At 73.9% G+C, this 13,066-nt stretch carries 17 protein-coding genes; 12 read left to right on the forward strand and 5 right to left on the reverse strand.

Going from position 1 to position 13,066, the window contains the following annotated elements:
- Positions 1–11: 11 nt before the first annotated feature.
- Genes ACTWPP_RS19900 through ACTWPP_RS19910 form a run of 3 tightly spaced genes read right to left on the reverse strand, consistent with a single transcriptional unit; the run spans position 12 to position 2,086 of the window.
- On the reverse strand, positions 12–851 hold the full coding sequence (locus tag ACTWPP_RS19900; protein WP_443105787.1) for a 1-aminocyclopropane-1-carboxylate deaminase/D-cysteine desulfhydrase: 840 nt from the start codon (positions 849–851) through the stop codon (positions 12–14).
- Positions 848–1,492, reverse strand: coding sequence for an adenylate kinase family protein (locus ACTWPP_RS19905; protein ID WP_443105788.1), 645 nt, complete (start codon positions 1,490–1,492; stop codon positions 848–850). Before ACTWPP_RS19905 ends, ACTWPP_RS19900 begins: the two co-directional genes overlap by 4 nt.
- A gap of 39 nt (positions 1,493–1,531) precedes the next feature.
- A complete protein-coding gene (locus ACTWPP_RS19910; protein WP_443105789.1) occupies positions 1,532–2,086 on the reverse strand; it encodes a universal stress protein in 555 nt (184 codons plus the stop codon).
- 147 nt (positions 2,087–2,233) lie between these two features.
- Here ACTWPP_RS19910 and ACTWPP_RS19915 point away from each other — a divergent pair, with 147 nt between their 5' ends.
- Positions 2,234–2,731, forward strand: a complete 498-nt coding sequence (locus tag ACTWPP_RS19915) for an XdhC family protein (RefSeq protein ID WP_443105790.1) — start codon at positions 2,234–2,236, stop codon at positions 2,729–2,731.
- A 13-nt stretch (positions 2,732–2,744) separates the two neighbouring features.
- Positions 2,745–3,812 (forward strand): zinc-dependent alcohol dehydrogenase family protein, encoded by a 1,068-nt coding sequence (locus ACTWPP_RS19920; RefSeq protein ID WP_443105791.1) that lies wholly within the window; start codon positions 2,745–2,747, stop codon positions 3,810–3,812.
- A gap of 50 nt (positions 3,813–3,862) precedes the next feature.
- Here ACTWPP_RS19920 and ACTWPP_RS19925 read toward each other — a convergent pair whose 3' ends face one another.
- On the reverse strand, positions 3,863–4,240 hold the full coding sequence (locus ACTWPP_RS19925; protein WP_443105792.1) for an extradiol ring-cleavage dioxygenase: 378 nt from the start codon (positions 4,238–4,240) through the stop codon (positions 3,863–3,865).
- The gene (locus ACTWPP_RS19930; protein WP_443105793.1) at positions 4,230–5,102 is read right to left on the reverse strand and encodes a hypothetical protein; all 873 of its coding nucleotides are present in this window, start codon (positions 5,100–5,102) and stop codon (positions 4,230–4,232) included. Before ACTWPP_RS19930 ends, ACTWPP_RS19925 begins: the two co-directional genes overlap by 11 nt.
- 89 nt (positions 5,103–5,191) lie before the next feature.
- On the opposite strand from ACTWPP_RS19930, the gene ACTWPP_RS19935 reads away from it, so the two are divergent.
- The 10 genes from ACTWPP_RS19935 (at position 5,192) to ACTWPP_RS19980 (ending at position 13,023) form a co-directional block, all read left to right on the forward strand.
- The gene (locus ACTWPP_RS19935; RefSeq protein ID WP_443105794.1) at positions 5,192–5,878 is read left to right on the forward strand and encodes a FadR/GntR family transcriptional regulator; all 687 of its coding nucleotides are present in this window, start codon (positions 5,192–5,194) and stop codon (positions 5,876–5,878) included.
- Positions 5,879–5,993: 115 nt separating this feature from the next.
- Positions 5,994–6,989 carry a sigma-70 family RNA polymerase sigma factor gene (locus ACTWPP_RS19940; RefSeq protein ID WP_443105795.1) on the forward strand — a complete coding sequence of 332 codons (996 nt, stop codon included), beginning with the start codon at positions 5,994–5,996 and terminating at the stop codon, positions 6,987–6,989.
- A gap of 114 nt (positions 6,990–7,103) precedes the next feature.
- Positions 7,104–7,883 carry a CoA transferase subunit A gene (locus tag ACTWPP_RS19945; protein ID WP_443105796.1) on the forward strand — a complete coding sequence of 260 codons (780 nt, stop codon included), beginning with the start codon at positions 7,104–7,106 and terminating at the stop codon, positions 7,881–7,883.
- On the forward strand, positions 7,883–8,539 hold the full coding sequence (locus ACTWPP_RS19950; RefSeq protein WP_443105797.1) for a CoA transferase subunit B: 657 nt from the start codon (positions 7,883–7,885) through the stop codon (positions 8,537–8,539). Before ACTWPP_RS19945 ends, ACTWPP_RS19950 begins: the two co-directional genes overlap by 1 nt.
- Positions 8,536–9,201: a protocatechuate 3,4-dioxygenase subunit beta gene (gene pcaH, locus ACTWPP_RS19955; RefSeq protein ID WP_443105798.1), complete on the forward strand. Its 666-nt coding sequence runs from the start codon at positions 8,536–8,538 to the stop codon at positions 9,199–9,201. Before ACTWPP_RS19950 ends, pcaH begins: the two co-directional genes overlap by 4 nt.
- Positions 9,201–9,767 carry a protocatechuate 3,4-dioxygenase subunit alpha gene (gene pcaG, locus ACTWPP_RS19960; protein WP_443105799.1) on the forward strand — a complete coding sequence of 189 codons (567 nt, stop codon included), beginning with the start codon at positions 9,201–9,203 and terminating at the stop codon, positions 9,765–9,767. Before pcaH ends, pcaG begins: the two co-directional genes overlap by 1 nt.
- Positions 9,757–10,959, forward strand: a complete 1,203-nt coding sequence (gene pcaB, locus ACTWPP_RS19965) for a 3-carboxy-cis,cis-muconate cycloisomerase (protein ID WP_443105800.1) — start codon at positions 9,757–9,759, stop codon at positions 10,957–10,959. The genes pcaG and pcaB overlap by 11 nt, the downstream gene beginning before the upstream one ends.
- Positions 10,956–11,750 carry a 3-oxoadipate enol-lactonase gene (gene pcaD / locus ACTWPP_RS19970; RefSeq protein ID WP_443105801.1) on the forward strand — a complete coding sequence of 265 codons (795 nt, stop codon included), beginning with the start codon at positions 10,956–10,958 and terminating at the stop codon, positions 11,748–11,750. Before pcaB ends, pcaD begins: the two co-directional genes overlap by 4 nt.
- Complete coding sequence (gene pcaC, locus ACTWPP_RS19975) at positions 11,747–12,151, forward strand: 4-carboxymuconolactone decarboxylase (protein ID WP_443105802.1); 405 nt, start codon at positions 11,747–11,749, stop codon at positions 12,149–12,151. The genes pcaD and pcaC overlap by 4 nt, the downstream gene beginning before the upstream one ends.
- Positions 12,152–12,180: 29 nt before the next feature.
- Positions 12,181–13,023, forward strand: a complete 843-nt coding sequence (locus tag ACTWPP_RS19980; RefSeq protein ID WP_443105803.1) for an IclR family transcriptional regulator — start codon at positions 12,181–12,183, stop codon at positions 13,021–13,023.
- Positions 13,024–13,066 lie beyond the last annotated feature (43 nt).

Genomic DNA, 13,066 nt, shown 5'->3' on the forward strand with positions numbered 1-13,066 from the left:
GGCCGTCCGCCTCACCCGGTGATGACCGCCAGGATCCGCGTGCCCTCCGGGAACGCGCCGCGCTCGGCCAGCGCACAGATGCCGAACATCATCTTCGCCGTGTACACGCGGTCGAGGACGATGCCGTGCCGCCCCGCGAAGTCGTCGATGAACGCGTCCAGCTCCCGTGTCGTCCTGGCGTAGCCGCCGAAGTGGAAGCCGCCCTCGGTGCGCCAGGTTCCCCGCCGCCCGCCGTACGTCTCGCGCTGGAGCCGCTCGACCTCCGCGTCCATGAAGTCGCCCTTCAGGACGGAGAACCCGAGTGCGCGCTGGCCCGGGGACAGCCCGGCGGCAAGGCCCGCCAGCGTCCCGCCCGTCCCGCATGGGCAGCAGACCACGTCGTAGCCCGGCACTTCCGCGCCCAGTTCCGCGCAGCCCCGCACGGCCGGCGCGTTGCTTCCGCCTTCCGGGAGGAGATAGAAGTCGCCCCACTGTTCGCGCAGCGCGGCGACGGCATCGGGCTCGTGTTTGCGGCGGTAGGCGGTGCGGTCCATGTACGTCAGCCGCATCCCCATCCGCTCGGCGTAGGCCAGCGAATCGTTCAGCGGCAGCCGCTCCTCGCCCCGGATCACCCCGATGGACGCGAACCCGAAGATCCTGCCGGCCGCCGCCGCGGCCCGGATGTGGTTGGAGTACGCGCCGCCGAACGTGAGGAGCGTCCCCCGCTCCCGGGCCGGCCCGATGTTGTGCCGGAGCTTCCGCCACTTGTTGCCGGGAAGCTCCGGGTGGATCAGGTCGTCCCGCTTCAGGAACAGCCGCAGCCCCCGCCCGGCGAACCGGTCGTCCGCCGCCTCGACGACGGGGGAGATCACCGCGGCATCGGCAGGCGGAGCTTCTCGCGGAGCGTCCGCTGCACCTCGTCGATGCCGGGCCGCGCGTCCACGGTGACCACGTACTCCTTGCGGCCGAACAGGTCCAGGACGGGGTCGGTCTTGTCGTGGTACTGCCGCAGCCGCTCGGTGAGGGCCTCCTCCGTGTCGTCCTCGCGCGCGACCAGCTCGCCCCCGCACACGTCGCAGCGCCCCTCCTCGGTGGGACGGTCCGCGATCAGGTTGTAGTCCATCCCGCACCCGGCGCAGAGCCGGCGGGCCAGGACACGGCGGCGGACCTCGTCGTCCGGCAGATCGAGATGGATCACGCCGTCGATGTCGTAGCTCTCCAGGAAGAACTCGGTCTGCCTCCGGTTGCGCGGGAACCCGTCGACGACGAACCCGTAGTTCCAGTCGTGCTGGTCGAGCCGGTCACGGACGACGCCCTCCACCAGGTCGTCGCCGACGAGCTCACCGGCCCCCATGATGCGCCGCACCTGCGCGCCGAGCTTGGTGTGGCTCTTGACGTGCCACCGGAAGATGTCGCCGACGCTGATGTGCACGATGTCCAGATCACGGGCGAGCAGCCCCGACTGCGTACCCTTGCCGCTGCCGATCGCGCCGATGATGACGTACTTGCGCATACCGGAAGCCTATGCGGGCGCCCGGTCCCGGTGGTGCGGTCACAGCGGGAGACGCAGGCGGCGGCCCAGCCGGCGGAACCGGGAGCCGGGAACGTGGCCGGGGGACTCGTCCTGCGCGGCCAGGCGCTCCAGCAGCGTGTCGAACGCGGGCGGGCTGACGCACACCAGCGTCGCCCGGGCGCGGCGGGCGCAGTGCAGCCGGACCGACGGCCGCAGCAGCCGCGAGAACGGGCCCCGCGTCCCGTGCCCGACGACGAGGATGTCGTCGTCGCCCGCCAGCCGCACCAGCGCCGCGCCCGGCTCGCCGACCAGCGCCAGCGCCGTCATGTCCACACCGTCCGGCGGGCCGTCGCTCACGTCCGAGAGGAGCCGGGCGATCAGTTCGGCGCCCGAGCCGCGCAGCGCCTCGGTGATGCCGCAGCCGAACTGCCCGGCCGCCGACACGTGCGGCGGCAGCGGCTCGGCATGGGCCACCAGCAGCGGCAGCCGCCGCAGCCGTGCCTCCCCGATCGCCCACGACAGGGCGCACCGGGCGCCCGCGGAGTCGTCGACCCCCACCACGACGCGGGGGCCGCCCTCCGGTCTCGCGATCACGGTCCCTCCCGAGGCCCGCCTGTTGATTGCAGTCTAGGGTGCAGGCATACCCGTTCCGAGGGAAGGGTTTCGCGTTCTGGAAACTCCCGTTTCCGTAAAGGCGCGGCCCGCTGGACCGGCCGCCGCCGCGCGGGGCAGACTTCGGGTATGGGCACACCGCACGAGAACGATCCCTCCTGCGCCGTCGCGCACGGCGACGTCCCCGCCCCGGCGGGGGAGCGGACGCTGGTCGCGGTGTTCGCCGGCCCCGTCGCGGAACATCTGCTGCGCTACGGCGCCGACCTCGGCTACCGCACGTTCCTCGTCGACCCCGACAAGGACCGGGACGGGACCGCGGACCTGCCGCACCTCGACGCGACCGCGGACGTCGTCGTCACCGACCATCACCGTCCCGAGCTGGGGCCCGTCCTGCGGGACGTGCTGACCCAGCCCGTCCGCTGGGTGGGCGTCATGGGCAACCCCAGGCATCCGGCGCCGCACATCCCGGCCCTCACCGAACTCGGCGTCCCCGCCGAGGACATCGCCCGGGTGCACCGCCCCATCGGCCTCAACATCGGGTCCCGTTCCCCGGCGGAGATCGCCATCGCGACGCTCGCCGGCCTCATCGCCGACCGCAACGACCGCCCCGGCGGCTTCGAGTTCTAGTGCGGACCCTCTAGTGCGCGCGGTCGTCTACGAGGCGTTCGGGGCGCCGCCGCAGGTCCGCGAGCTTCCCGATCCGCGGCCTCCCGGCGGCGGCGCGGTGATCCGTGTCGAGGCCGCCGGGGTGTGCCGGAGCGACTGGCACGGCTGGCAGGGCCACGACCCCGACATCCGGGTCTTCCCGCACGTGCCCGGCCACGAGCTGGCGGGGACGGTGGAGGAGGTCGGCGCGGGCGTCACCGGCGCGCGCCCCGGGGACCGCGTCACCGTCCCGTTCGTGTGCGCCTGCGGCCGCTGCGCCGCCTGCGCGGCCGGAGACCAGCAGGTCTGTGAGGCCCAGACCCAGCCCGGCTTCACCGGCTGGGGCTCGTTCGCCCACTACGTCGCGGTCGAGAACGCCGACGTCAACCTCGTTCGGGTGCCGGACGAGATGTCGTACACGACGGCCGCGGGCCTCGGCTGCCGGTTCGCCACCGCGTTCCGCGCCGTCCTCGCGCAGGGCGGGGTCACCGCGGGCGCTTGGGTGGCCGTGCACGGCTGCGGCGGCGTCGGCCTGTCCGCCGTCATGATCGCGGCGGCGGCCGGCGCCCGCGTCGTGGCCGTCGACGTCTCGCCCGCGGCGCTGGAACTGGCCCGCCGCTGCGGGGCGGCCGCCGTCGTCGACGCCACCGGCCGCACCGACGTGGCCGGCGCCGTACGGGAGGCCAGCCGCGGCGGCGCCCACGTCTCCCTGGACGCGCTGGGGAGCCCGGCCACCGCCCGCGACTCCATCGAATGCCTGCGCCGCCGCGGCCGGCACGTCCAGGTCGGCCTGCTCCCGCGCGGCGCGGGCGGCGCCGGCCTCCCGATGGACCGCGTCATCGCCTGGGAACTGGAGATCGTCGGCAGCCACGGAATGGCCGCCCATGCCTACCCTCCGATGATGGAGCTGGTGCGGGCGGGCACACTGCGCCCCGACCTGCTGATCGGCCGCGTCCTCACCCTCGGCGAGGCCCCCGCCGCCCTCGCGGAGATGCCGGGCCCCGGAATCACCATGATCGAACCTCACCGGCAGGACGGGCCGAAGGGGGCGGCCGGCACTTGACCCCGGCCGGGACACCGCCACGGAGACGGTGCCGGATCGCCCCGGACGGTTCACCCGGGTTGCGGGCCAGGATCGGCACCATTCCCGCCGGGCGCGCCGGCGGGTTCACCGGGGGCACCGGGCTCTCCGGCGTCCCCGCCGAGGAGTGAGGCGACGAGCGCGGTGGCCGCGACGGACGTGCCGGCCTTCTCGGCGGTGCCGTGGATCAGCCGGGACAGCTGCCCGAGCAGGTACGGGTGGACGCCGATGAGGTACAGGCGCCGGAAGTCGCGCTCCACGATGGCCCGCCGCTCCTCGGGGAGGAGGTCGTAGCGGTCCAGCACGGCCTCCTCGTCCCGCTGGAACTCCTCCAGAAGGGCGGCGTCCCATTTGAGGTCCTGGACGAGGTCGTTGGCGCGCAGGAGCGGGTCGAAATGCTCAAGTGACATCGGGATTCCCTTCTCGCGCTCCGACGTCCCAGAGAACGGCGCCCACGCCGCAACGCCACTGCGGCACGCACACGCAGCAGAGCGGCGTGCACGGCCGCTCGCCGATCGCGCCCATGACGACCTGCCACGACAGCAGCTCGGACGTGCCGCCGGCGCCGGCCTCCTCCATGCGTTCGAAGGTGACCTCGTCCAGGATCCGGCCGTGGTCGCCCTCGGCCAGCAGGTCCATCCACCGGCGGTCGAACTTCTCGTCGATCTCCAGGTAGCGCGGGCCGCCCGGCTCGTGGCTGAGCCCGCCCGAGCCGAGCAGCCCGACCCGGAGGCCCGCGGGCAGCCGGTCGCGGATCAGCGCGCCGAGCGACTCGCCGAACCGGTAGCACGTCTTCTCGTCCGGTACCGGCGGGACGGTGCAGTTCTGCAGCACCGGCACGAGGCGGACGCCCGTCTCCACCAGGCTCAGCAGCGTGACCGGGACCGAGATGTTGTCGTCGAAGCGCAGTTCGGGGGCGCGCCGGACATCGAAGCCGTCCCCGGCCAGCCCGCCGGCCAGCGTCTCCGCGATGCCCGGGTCGCCGGGCACGCGGTACTCGTCCAGGTTCAGCCAGGGACGGAACCACTGGTCCGGACCGACATGCTCTGCGGCGAGGCCGACGGTGAAGTCGGGGCAGTCGTGCACCCGCGCGTTCAGCAGATGGTCGTTGCCGATCACCACCAGGACCTCGGCCCCGGACCCGGCCAGCTCCCGGTGCAGCCGGTCGTAGGCCCGCCGCACCTCCCGCCGGTCGTCCTCGCCCGCCTTGTCGAACCAGCCGGTCAGGCCGGGCGCGTGACTCGCCGCCGCCGCGAAAGCGATCTCCGCCATCAGCACCCCCTGGATTGATCATAATGAATCTAGATATCTCTGCCGACCATGGTCAAGGCCCGGAGAGGCGAAGGTCTATATTCATTAGTATGAGTACTGGTTTGGTTGGGCCCCGGGTGAGCCGCGCGGAGACGGTCAGCAAGGCCGTGGAGGAGATGATCCGCGAACAGGGCCTGCGGCCCGGCGAGCGGCTCGGCACGAAGGTCGAGCTTCGGGAGCGCTTCGGCGTCGCGGTCGCGACCTTCAACGAAGCCCTGCGGATGCTGGAGGTGCGCGGCGTCATCGACCTGCGGCCCGGTCCGGGCGGCGGCGTGTTCGCCGGCCGTACCCCCGCGCTCGTGCGGCTCGGCCAGAAGGTCCTCGGGCTGAGCGGCGACTCGGTCAGCGTCGCCGACAGCCTGGCCGTCCGGGTCGCGCTGGAGCCCCTCATCGTCGCCGACGCCGTCCGGCGCCGCACCGACGCGGACGTCGCCGCCCTCCGCGACCTCGCCGCCCGCATGGCCGAGTGCGCCGACCCGGTCGGCTACCTGCGCGCCAACTGGGCCCTGCACCGCCGGATCGCGGAGATCGGCCCGAACGCGATCCTGCGCCAGATCTACCTCGGCCTCCTCGACTTCGCCGAGGAGCGGGTCGACGACGTCACGCCGGTCGGCGCGGGCCGCGTCCCCGGCCCCGGCGCCCTCGAGGTCCATCACATGCTGGTCGAGGCCATAGCGGAGTCCGACCCCGACGCCGCCGCCCGCGCCGTCACCCGCCACCAGGCGCTCACCGGGTGATCTCACCGGTCGGGGCGTAGGATGTGGGCGTTGCGCGTTCTGTCGGTGGGCTCACCTACGGTCGGGAAATGACGGGGCCCGTCGGCGGCGCCCGTCGTCCCAGCGACGACGCCGAATGAAGGTGACGACCACCATGGCGAACAGCACCATAGAAACAGACCGGGACTTCCAGGAACTCGCCGATCCCTACCGGCGGGAGCTGCTGGCGCACTGCTACCGGATGCTCGGTTCCATCCACGACGCCGAAGACCTGGTGCAGGAGACCTACCTGCGGGCGTGGCGCTCGTACGGCAACTTCGAAGGACGCTCCTCGCTGCGGACGTGGCTGTACCGGATCGCGACGAACGTGTGCCTCACGGCGATCGACCAGCGCGGCAACAGGCCGATGCCGTCGGGGCTGGGCGCGCCGAGCGACGAGCCGGAACGGCCCGTCGTGGCCTCGCCCGAGGTGCCCTGGCTGGAGCCCGCACCCGACGCCGTGCTCGGCGCGGACGCCACCGACCCCGCCACGATCGTCACCGCGCGGGAGAGTACCCGGCTCGCGTTCATCGCGGCGCTGCAGCACCTGCCCGCCAAGCAGCGGGTCGTGCTGATCCTGCGGGACGTCCTGAAGTGGCGGGCCGCGGAGGTCGCCGAGCTGCTGGACACCTCGACCGCCGCGGTCAACAGCGCGCTGCAGCGGGCGCGGGCGCAGCTGGAGGAGAACGCCCCGATGCGGGACGCGCTGATCGAGCCGACCGACCCGGCCCAGCGCGACTTCCTGGAGCGCTACGCGAAGGCGTTCGAGGACGCCGACATCGCCGGGCTCATCGAGCTGTTCAAGAAGGACGTCGTCTGGGAGATGCCGCCGCACCTCGAGTGGTTCGTCGGCGCCGACATCGTCGTCCGGCTCATCAGCACCCAGTGCGCCCCCGCCCCGGGGGACATCCGGATGGTCCCGGCCGCCGCGAACGCGCAACCCGCGTTCGGGCTCTACATGCGCGACGAGGAGGGCGTCCACCGCGCCTACCAGCTCCAGGTGCTGAGCGTCACCGAGGACGGTGTCGCCCACGTCTCGGCGTTCTTCGACACGAGCCTGTTCCCGCTGTTCGGGCTGGCCGAGCACCTCTGATCAGCCCCCCGTTCTTCCACTCTGCGGAAACCTTGCTGTGCCGCGGGCGCCATGTGCTGCCATGGTGGTCGGCGGCGGCGCGGGTGCCGTCCGCCGAGCGGGAATGGGAGGCACATGGACAAGGTCGTGGCGTCGGCGGCGGAGGCCGTCGCCGGCATCGGCGACGGGTCATCGCTGGCCGTCGGCGGGTTCGGGCTCTGCGGGGTTCCCACCGTTCTGATCGGCGCCCTGTACGAGCGCGGCGCGTCGGACCTGAGGATCGTCTCGAACAACTGCGGGCTGGACGGCCGGGGGCTCGGGCAGCTGCTGGCGGCCGGCCGTATCGCCCGGGCCATGGGCTCCTACGTCGGGGCGAACAAGGAGTTCGCGCGCCAGTACCTCGCGGGCGAGATCGAGGTCGAGCTGATGCCGCAGGGCACGCTCGCCGAGCGGCTGCGCGCGGGCGGCGCCGGGATCCCGGCCTTCTACACCCCCGCCGGCGTCGGCACGATGGTCGCCGACGGCGGGCTGCCGTGGCGGTACGCGCCGGACGGCACGGTCGCGGCCGCCTCGCCCGCCAAGGAGGTCCGCGAGTTCGGCGGCCAGGAGTACGTGCTGGAGGAGAGCATCACCACCGATTTCGCGCTCGTCCGCGCGGCGCTCGGTGACCGGCACGGCAACCTGGTGTTCGACAAGGCCGCCCGCAACTTCAACCCGCTGGCCGCGATGGCCGGCCGTGTCACGCTCGCCGAGGTCGAGCGGCTCGTCGAACCCGGCGAGATCGACCCCGACGCCGTGCACCTGCCGGGCGTGTTCGTGCAGCGTGTGGTGGAGCTGACGCCCGAGCAGGCCGCCGACAAGCCCATCGAGCTGCGGACGGTCCGCGACGGCGCCGACCGGGAAGGGGACGGCTGATGGCCTGGTCCAGGAACGAGATCGCCGCCCGAGCCGCCGCCGAGCTGCCCGACGGCGCGTACGTCAACCTCGGCATCGGGCTGCCCACGCTGATCCCCGGCTTCATGCCGGAGGGCCGGCACGTGACGCTGCACGCCGAGAACGGCATCCTCGGCGTCGGCCCGTATCCGGCCGAGGACGAGGTCGACCCCGACCTGATCAACGCGGGCAAGGAGACGGTGACCGTGCTGCCCGGCGCGGCCTGCTTCGACTCGTCGCTGTCGTTCGGCATGATCCGCGGCGGCCACATCGACATCGCCGTCCTCGGCGCCATGCAGGTCTCGGCGCGCGGCGACCTGGCCAACTGGTCCGTCCCCGGCAAGATGATCAAGGGGATGGGCGGGGCGATGGACCTGGTGCACGGCGCCCGCAAACTGATCGTCGTGATGAGCCACACCACCCGCGACGGCGACCCCAAGATCCTGGACGAGTGCACGCTGCCGCTGACCGGCAGGGCGTGCGTCGACCGGATCATCACCGATCTCGGCGTCGTGGACGTCACCGGCGACGGCCTCGTGCTGGTCGAGACGGCTCCCGGCGTCGGCACCGAGGAGATCCGCGCGGCGACCGGCCCGCCGCTGATCGAGCGCGTCGCCGCAGAAGGGAACAGCGCATGACGCACCCCCCGTACCTGTCCCCGGGCTACAAGAGCACCGTGCTCCGGGCGCCCGCACAGGAACTGATCATGCCGAAGCTCGGCCCGGACGGCGTCGAGCTGACCTCGCCGGTCTTCGGGCACGAGGAGCTCGGCCGGCTGGACGAGGACCTCACCGTCCAGCATCCCGGCGAGCCGCTCGGCGAGCGGATCATCGTGACCGGCCGGGTGCTCGACGGCGCCGGCCGCCCGGTGCGGGGCGCGCTGGTCGAGGTCTGGCAGGCGAACGCGGCGGGCCGGTACGCCCACCTCGGCGACGTCCACCCGGCGCCGCTCGACCCGAACTTCACCGGCGCCGGACGGTGCCTCACCGACGGCGACGGCCGCTACCGGTTCGTCACGATCAAGCCGGGCGCGTACCCGTGGCGCAACCACCACAACGCGTGGCGGCCCGCGCACATCCACTTCTCGGTCTTCGGGACGGCGTTCACGCAGCGTCTGATCACCCAGATGTACTTCCCGGGCGACCCGCTGTTCGCCTTCGACCCGATCTTCCAGTCGATCCCCGGCGAGGGGGACCGCGAGAAGCTGATCTGCCGGTTCGACATGGACACCACCGAGCCGGAGTGGGCGCTCGGCTACCAGTGGGACATCGTCCTCGGCGACACCCCGATGGAGGCCTGATGACCACCTCGTCCCAGAACGGCGTCTCCGGGCCCACGCCGTCGCAGACCGTCGGGCCGTTCTTCGGCTACGCGCTGCCGTACGAGACGGGCCCGCGGGTCGTGCCGGGCTGGCGGCCGGACGCGATCGACGTGCGCGGGCGGGTCCTGGACGGCGCGGGCGAGCCGGTTCCGGACGCGCTGCTGGAGATCTGGCAGGCCGACGAGGCGGGCGAGATTCCGCGGCGGCCGGGCGGCATCGTCCGGGACGGGCACGACTTCTCCGGGTTCGGCCGGTGCGGCACCGACGCGGACGGCGGCTACTGGTTCACGACCGTCAAGCCCGGCGCGGTCGGCGACGGCGCCCCCTACATCGCCGTCCTGGTCTTCGCGCGGGGCCTGCTCAAACCCGTGTTCACCCGGCTGTACTTCCCCGAGGACGAGTCCGCCCACGCCGCCGACCCGCTGCTCGGCGCCGTCCCGGACGAGCGGCGCGCGACCCTGATCGCCGAGCGCGAGGGGGAGCGGCGGTACCGTTTCGACATCCGCCTGCAGGGGGAGCGGGAGACGGTCTTCCTTGGTTTCTGACGAACGCGGCCCGGTGCCGGCGCCGGACGCGCCGGCGCCGGACGCGGGGCTGCTGTCCCCGGTCCGCGCGGGGACGGCGGCCGAGGCCGCCACGGGCGACCTGGCCTACCTGGCGGCGATGCTGGACGCCGAGGCGGCCCTCGCCCGGGCGCAGGCCCGCCTCGGGATCGTCCCGGAGAAGGCGGCCGACGCGATCGGCGCCGCCGCCGACGCGGGCCGGTTCGACCTGGTGGACGTGGCCCGCCGGGCGCGCGGCTCCGGCAACCCCGTCGTCCCGCTGGTCGCGGACCTGCGGGTGCTCGCCGGGCCGGCCGGCCGGCACGTCCACAAGGGCGCCACCAGCCAGGACATCGCCGACACCGGTGCCATGCTCGTCGCGGCCCGGACCAGGCGCGTCGTCCTCGCCCACCTCGACCGGGCGCTGGACGCGCTGGCCGGGCTCGCGGCGCGGTACCGCGACACGCCGATGGCGGCCCGCACGCTCGGGCGGCAGGCGCTGCCGACGACGTTCGGCGCGAAGGCCGCGAACTGGCTGATGGGCTGCCTGGAGGCCCGCGAACGGCTGGAAGCGGTGGCGCTGCCGGTGCAGCTCGGCGGCCCGGCCGGGACCCTGGACGCCTTCGGGGACCGGGCCCTCGAGGTCGTCGCGGCGTTCGCGGAGGAGACGGGGCTGGCCTGTCCCGTCCTGCCGTGGCACACCCGCCGCACGCCGGTCGTGGACCTGGCGGCGGCGCTGGCGCTGACCGCCGGGGCGCTCGGCAAGATCGCCACCGATGTGTGGCTGCTGTCGCAGAGCGAGGTCGCCGAGGTCACCGAGGCCGCGGGAGCGGGCAGGGGCGGCTCGTCGTCGATGCCGCACAAGCGCAATCCCGCGCTGTCCACCATGATCCGCTCCGCCGCGCTGCAGGTGCCCGCGCAGGTGCAGATCCTCCTCGCGGCGCAGGCCGCGCCGCACGAGCGGCCGGCGGGGGAGTGGCACGCCGAGTGGCAGCCGCTGCGCGAGTGCCTGCGCCTCACCGGCGGCGCCGCGGAGACGGCCGCCGAACTGCTCGACGGCCTGGAGGTGTCGGCGGAGCTGATGCGCGCCGACCTCGACGATCTGCTCGACGTGCTCGGCGACGATCCCGGGCCCGGCGCCGCCGCCGCCCTCGTCGGCCAAGCACTCGACGCCTACCGGAGGAGCCGCGCGTGACCGGGCCTTCAACACCGGGCGGGACGCCGCCGCACCATCGCCTGGACGGCCCGGCGGACGCGCCCGTCGTCGTCCTCGGCCCGTCCCTCGGCACGTCCATGGACCTGTGGCTGCCGCAGCTTCCCGCGCTGACCCGCGCCTGGCGGGTCCTGCGCTACGACCTGCCCGGCCACGGCGACGCTCCGCCGCCGGAAGGCCCGTTCACCGTCGAGGACCTCGCGGACGGAATCGTCCGCCTGCTGGACGACCTCGGCGTCGGCCGCGCCGCCTACGCGGGCGTGTCGCTCGGCGGAGCCGTCGGCACCGCTCTCGCGCTCCGCGCCCCTGACCGCGTCGGCAGCCTCGTACTGTGCTGCACGTCCCCCCGTTTCGGCGGCCCGGAGCCCTGGCGCGAACGGGCGGCCCTCGTCCGCCGCGACGGCGTCGGGCCGGTGGCCGGAACGGCGGCGGGACGCTGGTTCACCCCCGCGTTCACCGGCGCGGAACCGTACGTGGCGATGCTCCGCGCGACCGACCCCGAGGGGTACGCGGCGTGCTGCGACGCCCTGGCGCGGTTCGACGCCACCGCGCGGCTGGGCGGGATCTCCGCGCCGACCCTGGTGGTCGCCGGTGCGCAGGACGGGCCGACGCCGCCGGGCGAGCACGCCGGCAGGCTGGCCGGGGGCATCCCGGACGCGCGCCTGACCGTCATCGACGGCGCCGGGCATCTCGCCAACGTCGAACGGCCGGGCCCGGTCACGGAGGCGATCACCGCGCATCTGGACCGCACATGGAAGGGAACCGGCCGATGAGCCAGGAGACCGCCGGCGAGGGAACGACCGACGCCGGGCGGCGCGCGCGGGGCATGAGGACGCGGCGCGAGGTCCTCGGCGACGCCCACGTCGACCGCGCCGAGGCCCGCAAGGACGACTTCACCGCCGACTTCCAGGACATGATCACCCGGTACGCGTGGGGCGAGATCTGGAGCCGGCCCGGCCTGGACCGCAGGACCCGCAGCTGCATCACGCTGACCGCCATGGTCGCCGGCGGCCATCTGGAGGAACTGGCGATGCATGTGCGGGCCGCGCTCCGCAACGGCCTGACGCACGACGAGATCAAGGAGGTGCTCCTGCAGACGGCGATCTATTGTGGAGTGCCCGCCGCGAACTCGGCGTTCGCCGTCGCCCAGCGGGTACTCACCGAGCAGGAGTGACGGGCGCGGGCCCGGGCGGAGGGGCTCACATGGGCGGTCACAGGCCGGGAGGCGACCCACCGGGAGGCGACCCGCCGGCGGGCGCGCGGCCGGTCAGCGTGGCCGGGAAGGTGATGGCCATCCTGAACGCGTTCGCGCAGGGCGGTGTCCGCCTCAACCTGAGCGAGATCTGCCGCCGCTCCGGGCTGCCCCTGGCGACCGGGCACCGCCTCGTCGGGGAACTGGCCGAGGGCGGGTTCCTGGAGCGGGTGCCGGACGGCACGTACCGCATCGGCACCCGGCTCTGGCGGATCGGCAGCCAGGCCCCGGCGGTCATGGGCCTGCGCGAGCTGGCGCTCCCGCACATGGAGGACCTGTACGAGGCGACCCACGACAACGTGCAGCTCGGCGTCCTGCGCGACGACCACGTCCTGATCGTCGAGCGGCTGCGCGGAACGCGGTCGGTGCCGGTCGTGACGCAGGTCGGCGCGATGCTGCCGCTGCACACCACCGGCGTCGGGAAGGTGCTGCTGGCCTACGCCCCTCCGGAGGTCCGGGAGAAGGTCCTGGGCGGGGAACTGGCCCGGCACGCGGTGCGCTCCATCACCGACCCGGAGGAGCTGCGGCGCGGCCTCGAACGGGTCCGCCGCGCCGGCTACGCGCTGACCCGCGACGAGATGACGCTGGGCGCGTCGTCGGTCGGCGCCCCGGTGCGGGACGGGGCGGGGGACGTGGTCGCGGCGATGTCGCTGGTGGCCGGGACCCGCGGCGCCGACCTGCGGCGGCTGCTGCCGCCGCTGACGACGGCGGTGCGCGCCCTGTCCCGGGACGTGGCGGCCCACTGGCGCGGACATCCCGACATGTTTTCCGCTGAGCGGAACACCGGCGCCTGAACCTGCGGCGATGCGCGCGAGCATCGCTGGGTCAACCGACGAC

The organism is Actinomadura sp. 3N407, assembly GCF_052245875.1.
Classification (GTDB): domain Bacteria; phylum Actinomycetota; class Actinomycetes; order Streptosporangiales; family Streptosporangiaceae; genus Spirillospora.

Bases quoted from the DNA above. Each gene is read 5' to 3' on its own strand.
- ACTWPP_RS19905 (WP_443105788.1), bottom strand. From the start codon at position 1,492: ATGCGCAAGTACGTCATCATCGGCGCGATCGGCAGCGGCAAGGGTACG.
- pcaH (WP_443105798.1), top strand. From the start codon at position 8,536: ATGACGCACCCCCCGTACCTGTCCCCGGGCTACAAGAGCACCGTGCTC.
- ACTWPP_RS19925 (WP_443105792.1), bottom strand. From the start codon at position 4,240: ATGTCACTTGAGCATTTCGACCCGCTCCTGCGCGCCAACGACCTCGTC.
- ACTWPP_RS19915 (WP_443105790.1), top strand. From the start codon at position 2,234: ATGGGCACACCGCACGAGAACGATCCCTCCTGCGCCGTCGCGCACGGC.
- ACTWPP_RS19930 (WP_443105793.1), bottom strand. From the start codon at position 5,102: ATGGCGGAGATCGCTTTCGCGGCGGCGGCGAGTCACGCGCCCGGCCTG.
- ACTWPP_RS19940 (WP_443105795.1), top strand. From the start codon at position 5,994: ATGAAGGTGACGACCACCATGGCGAACAGCACCATAGAAACAGACCGG.
- ACTWPP_RS19950 (WP_443105797.1), top strand. From the start codon at position 7,883: ATGGCCTGGTCCAGGAACGAGATCGCCGCCCGAGCCGCCGCCGAGCTG.
- pcaC (WP_443105802.1), top strand. From the start codon at position 11,747: ATGAGCCAGGAGACCGCCGGCGAGGGAACGACCGACGCCGGGCGGCGC.
- ACTWPP_RS19980 (WP_443105803.1), top strand. From the start codon at position 12,181: ATGGGCGGTCACAGGCCGGGAGGCGACCCACCGGGAGGCGACCCGCCG.
- ACTWPP_RS19945 (WP_443105796.1), top strand. From the start codon at position 7,104: ATGGACAAGGTCGTGGCGTCGGCGGCGGAGGCCGTCGCCGGCATCGGC.
- ACTWPP_RS19935 (WP_443105794.1), top strand. From the start codon at position 5,192: ATGAGTACTGGTTTGGTTGGGCCCCGGGTGAGCCGCGCGGAGACGGTC.
- pcaG (WP_443105799.1), top strand. From the start codon at position 9,201: ATGACCACCTCGTCCCAGAACGGCGTCTCCGGGCCCACGCCGTCGCAG.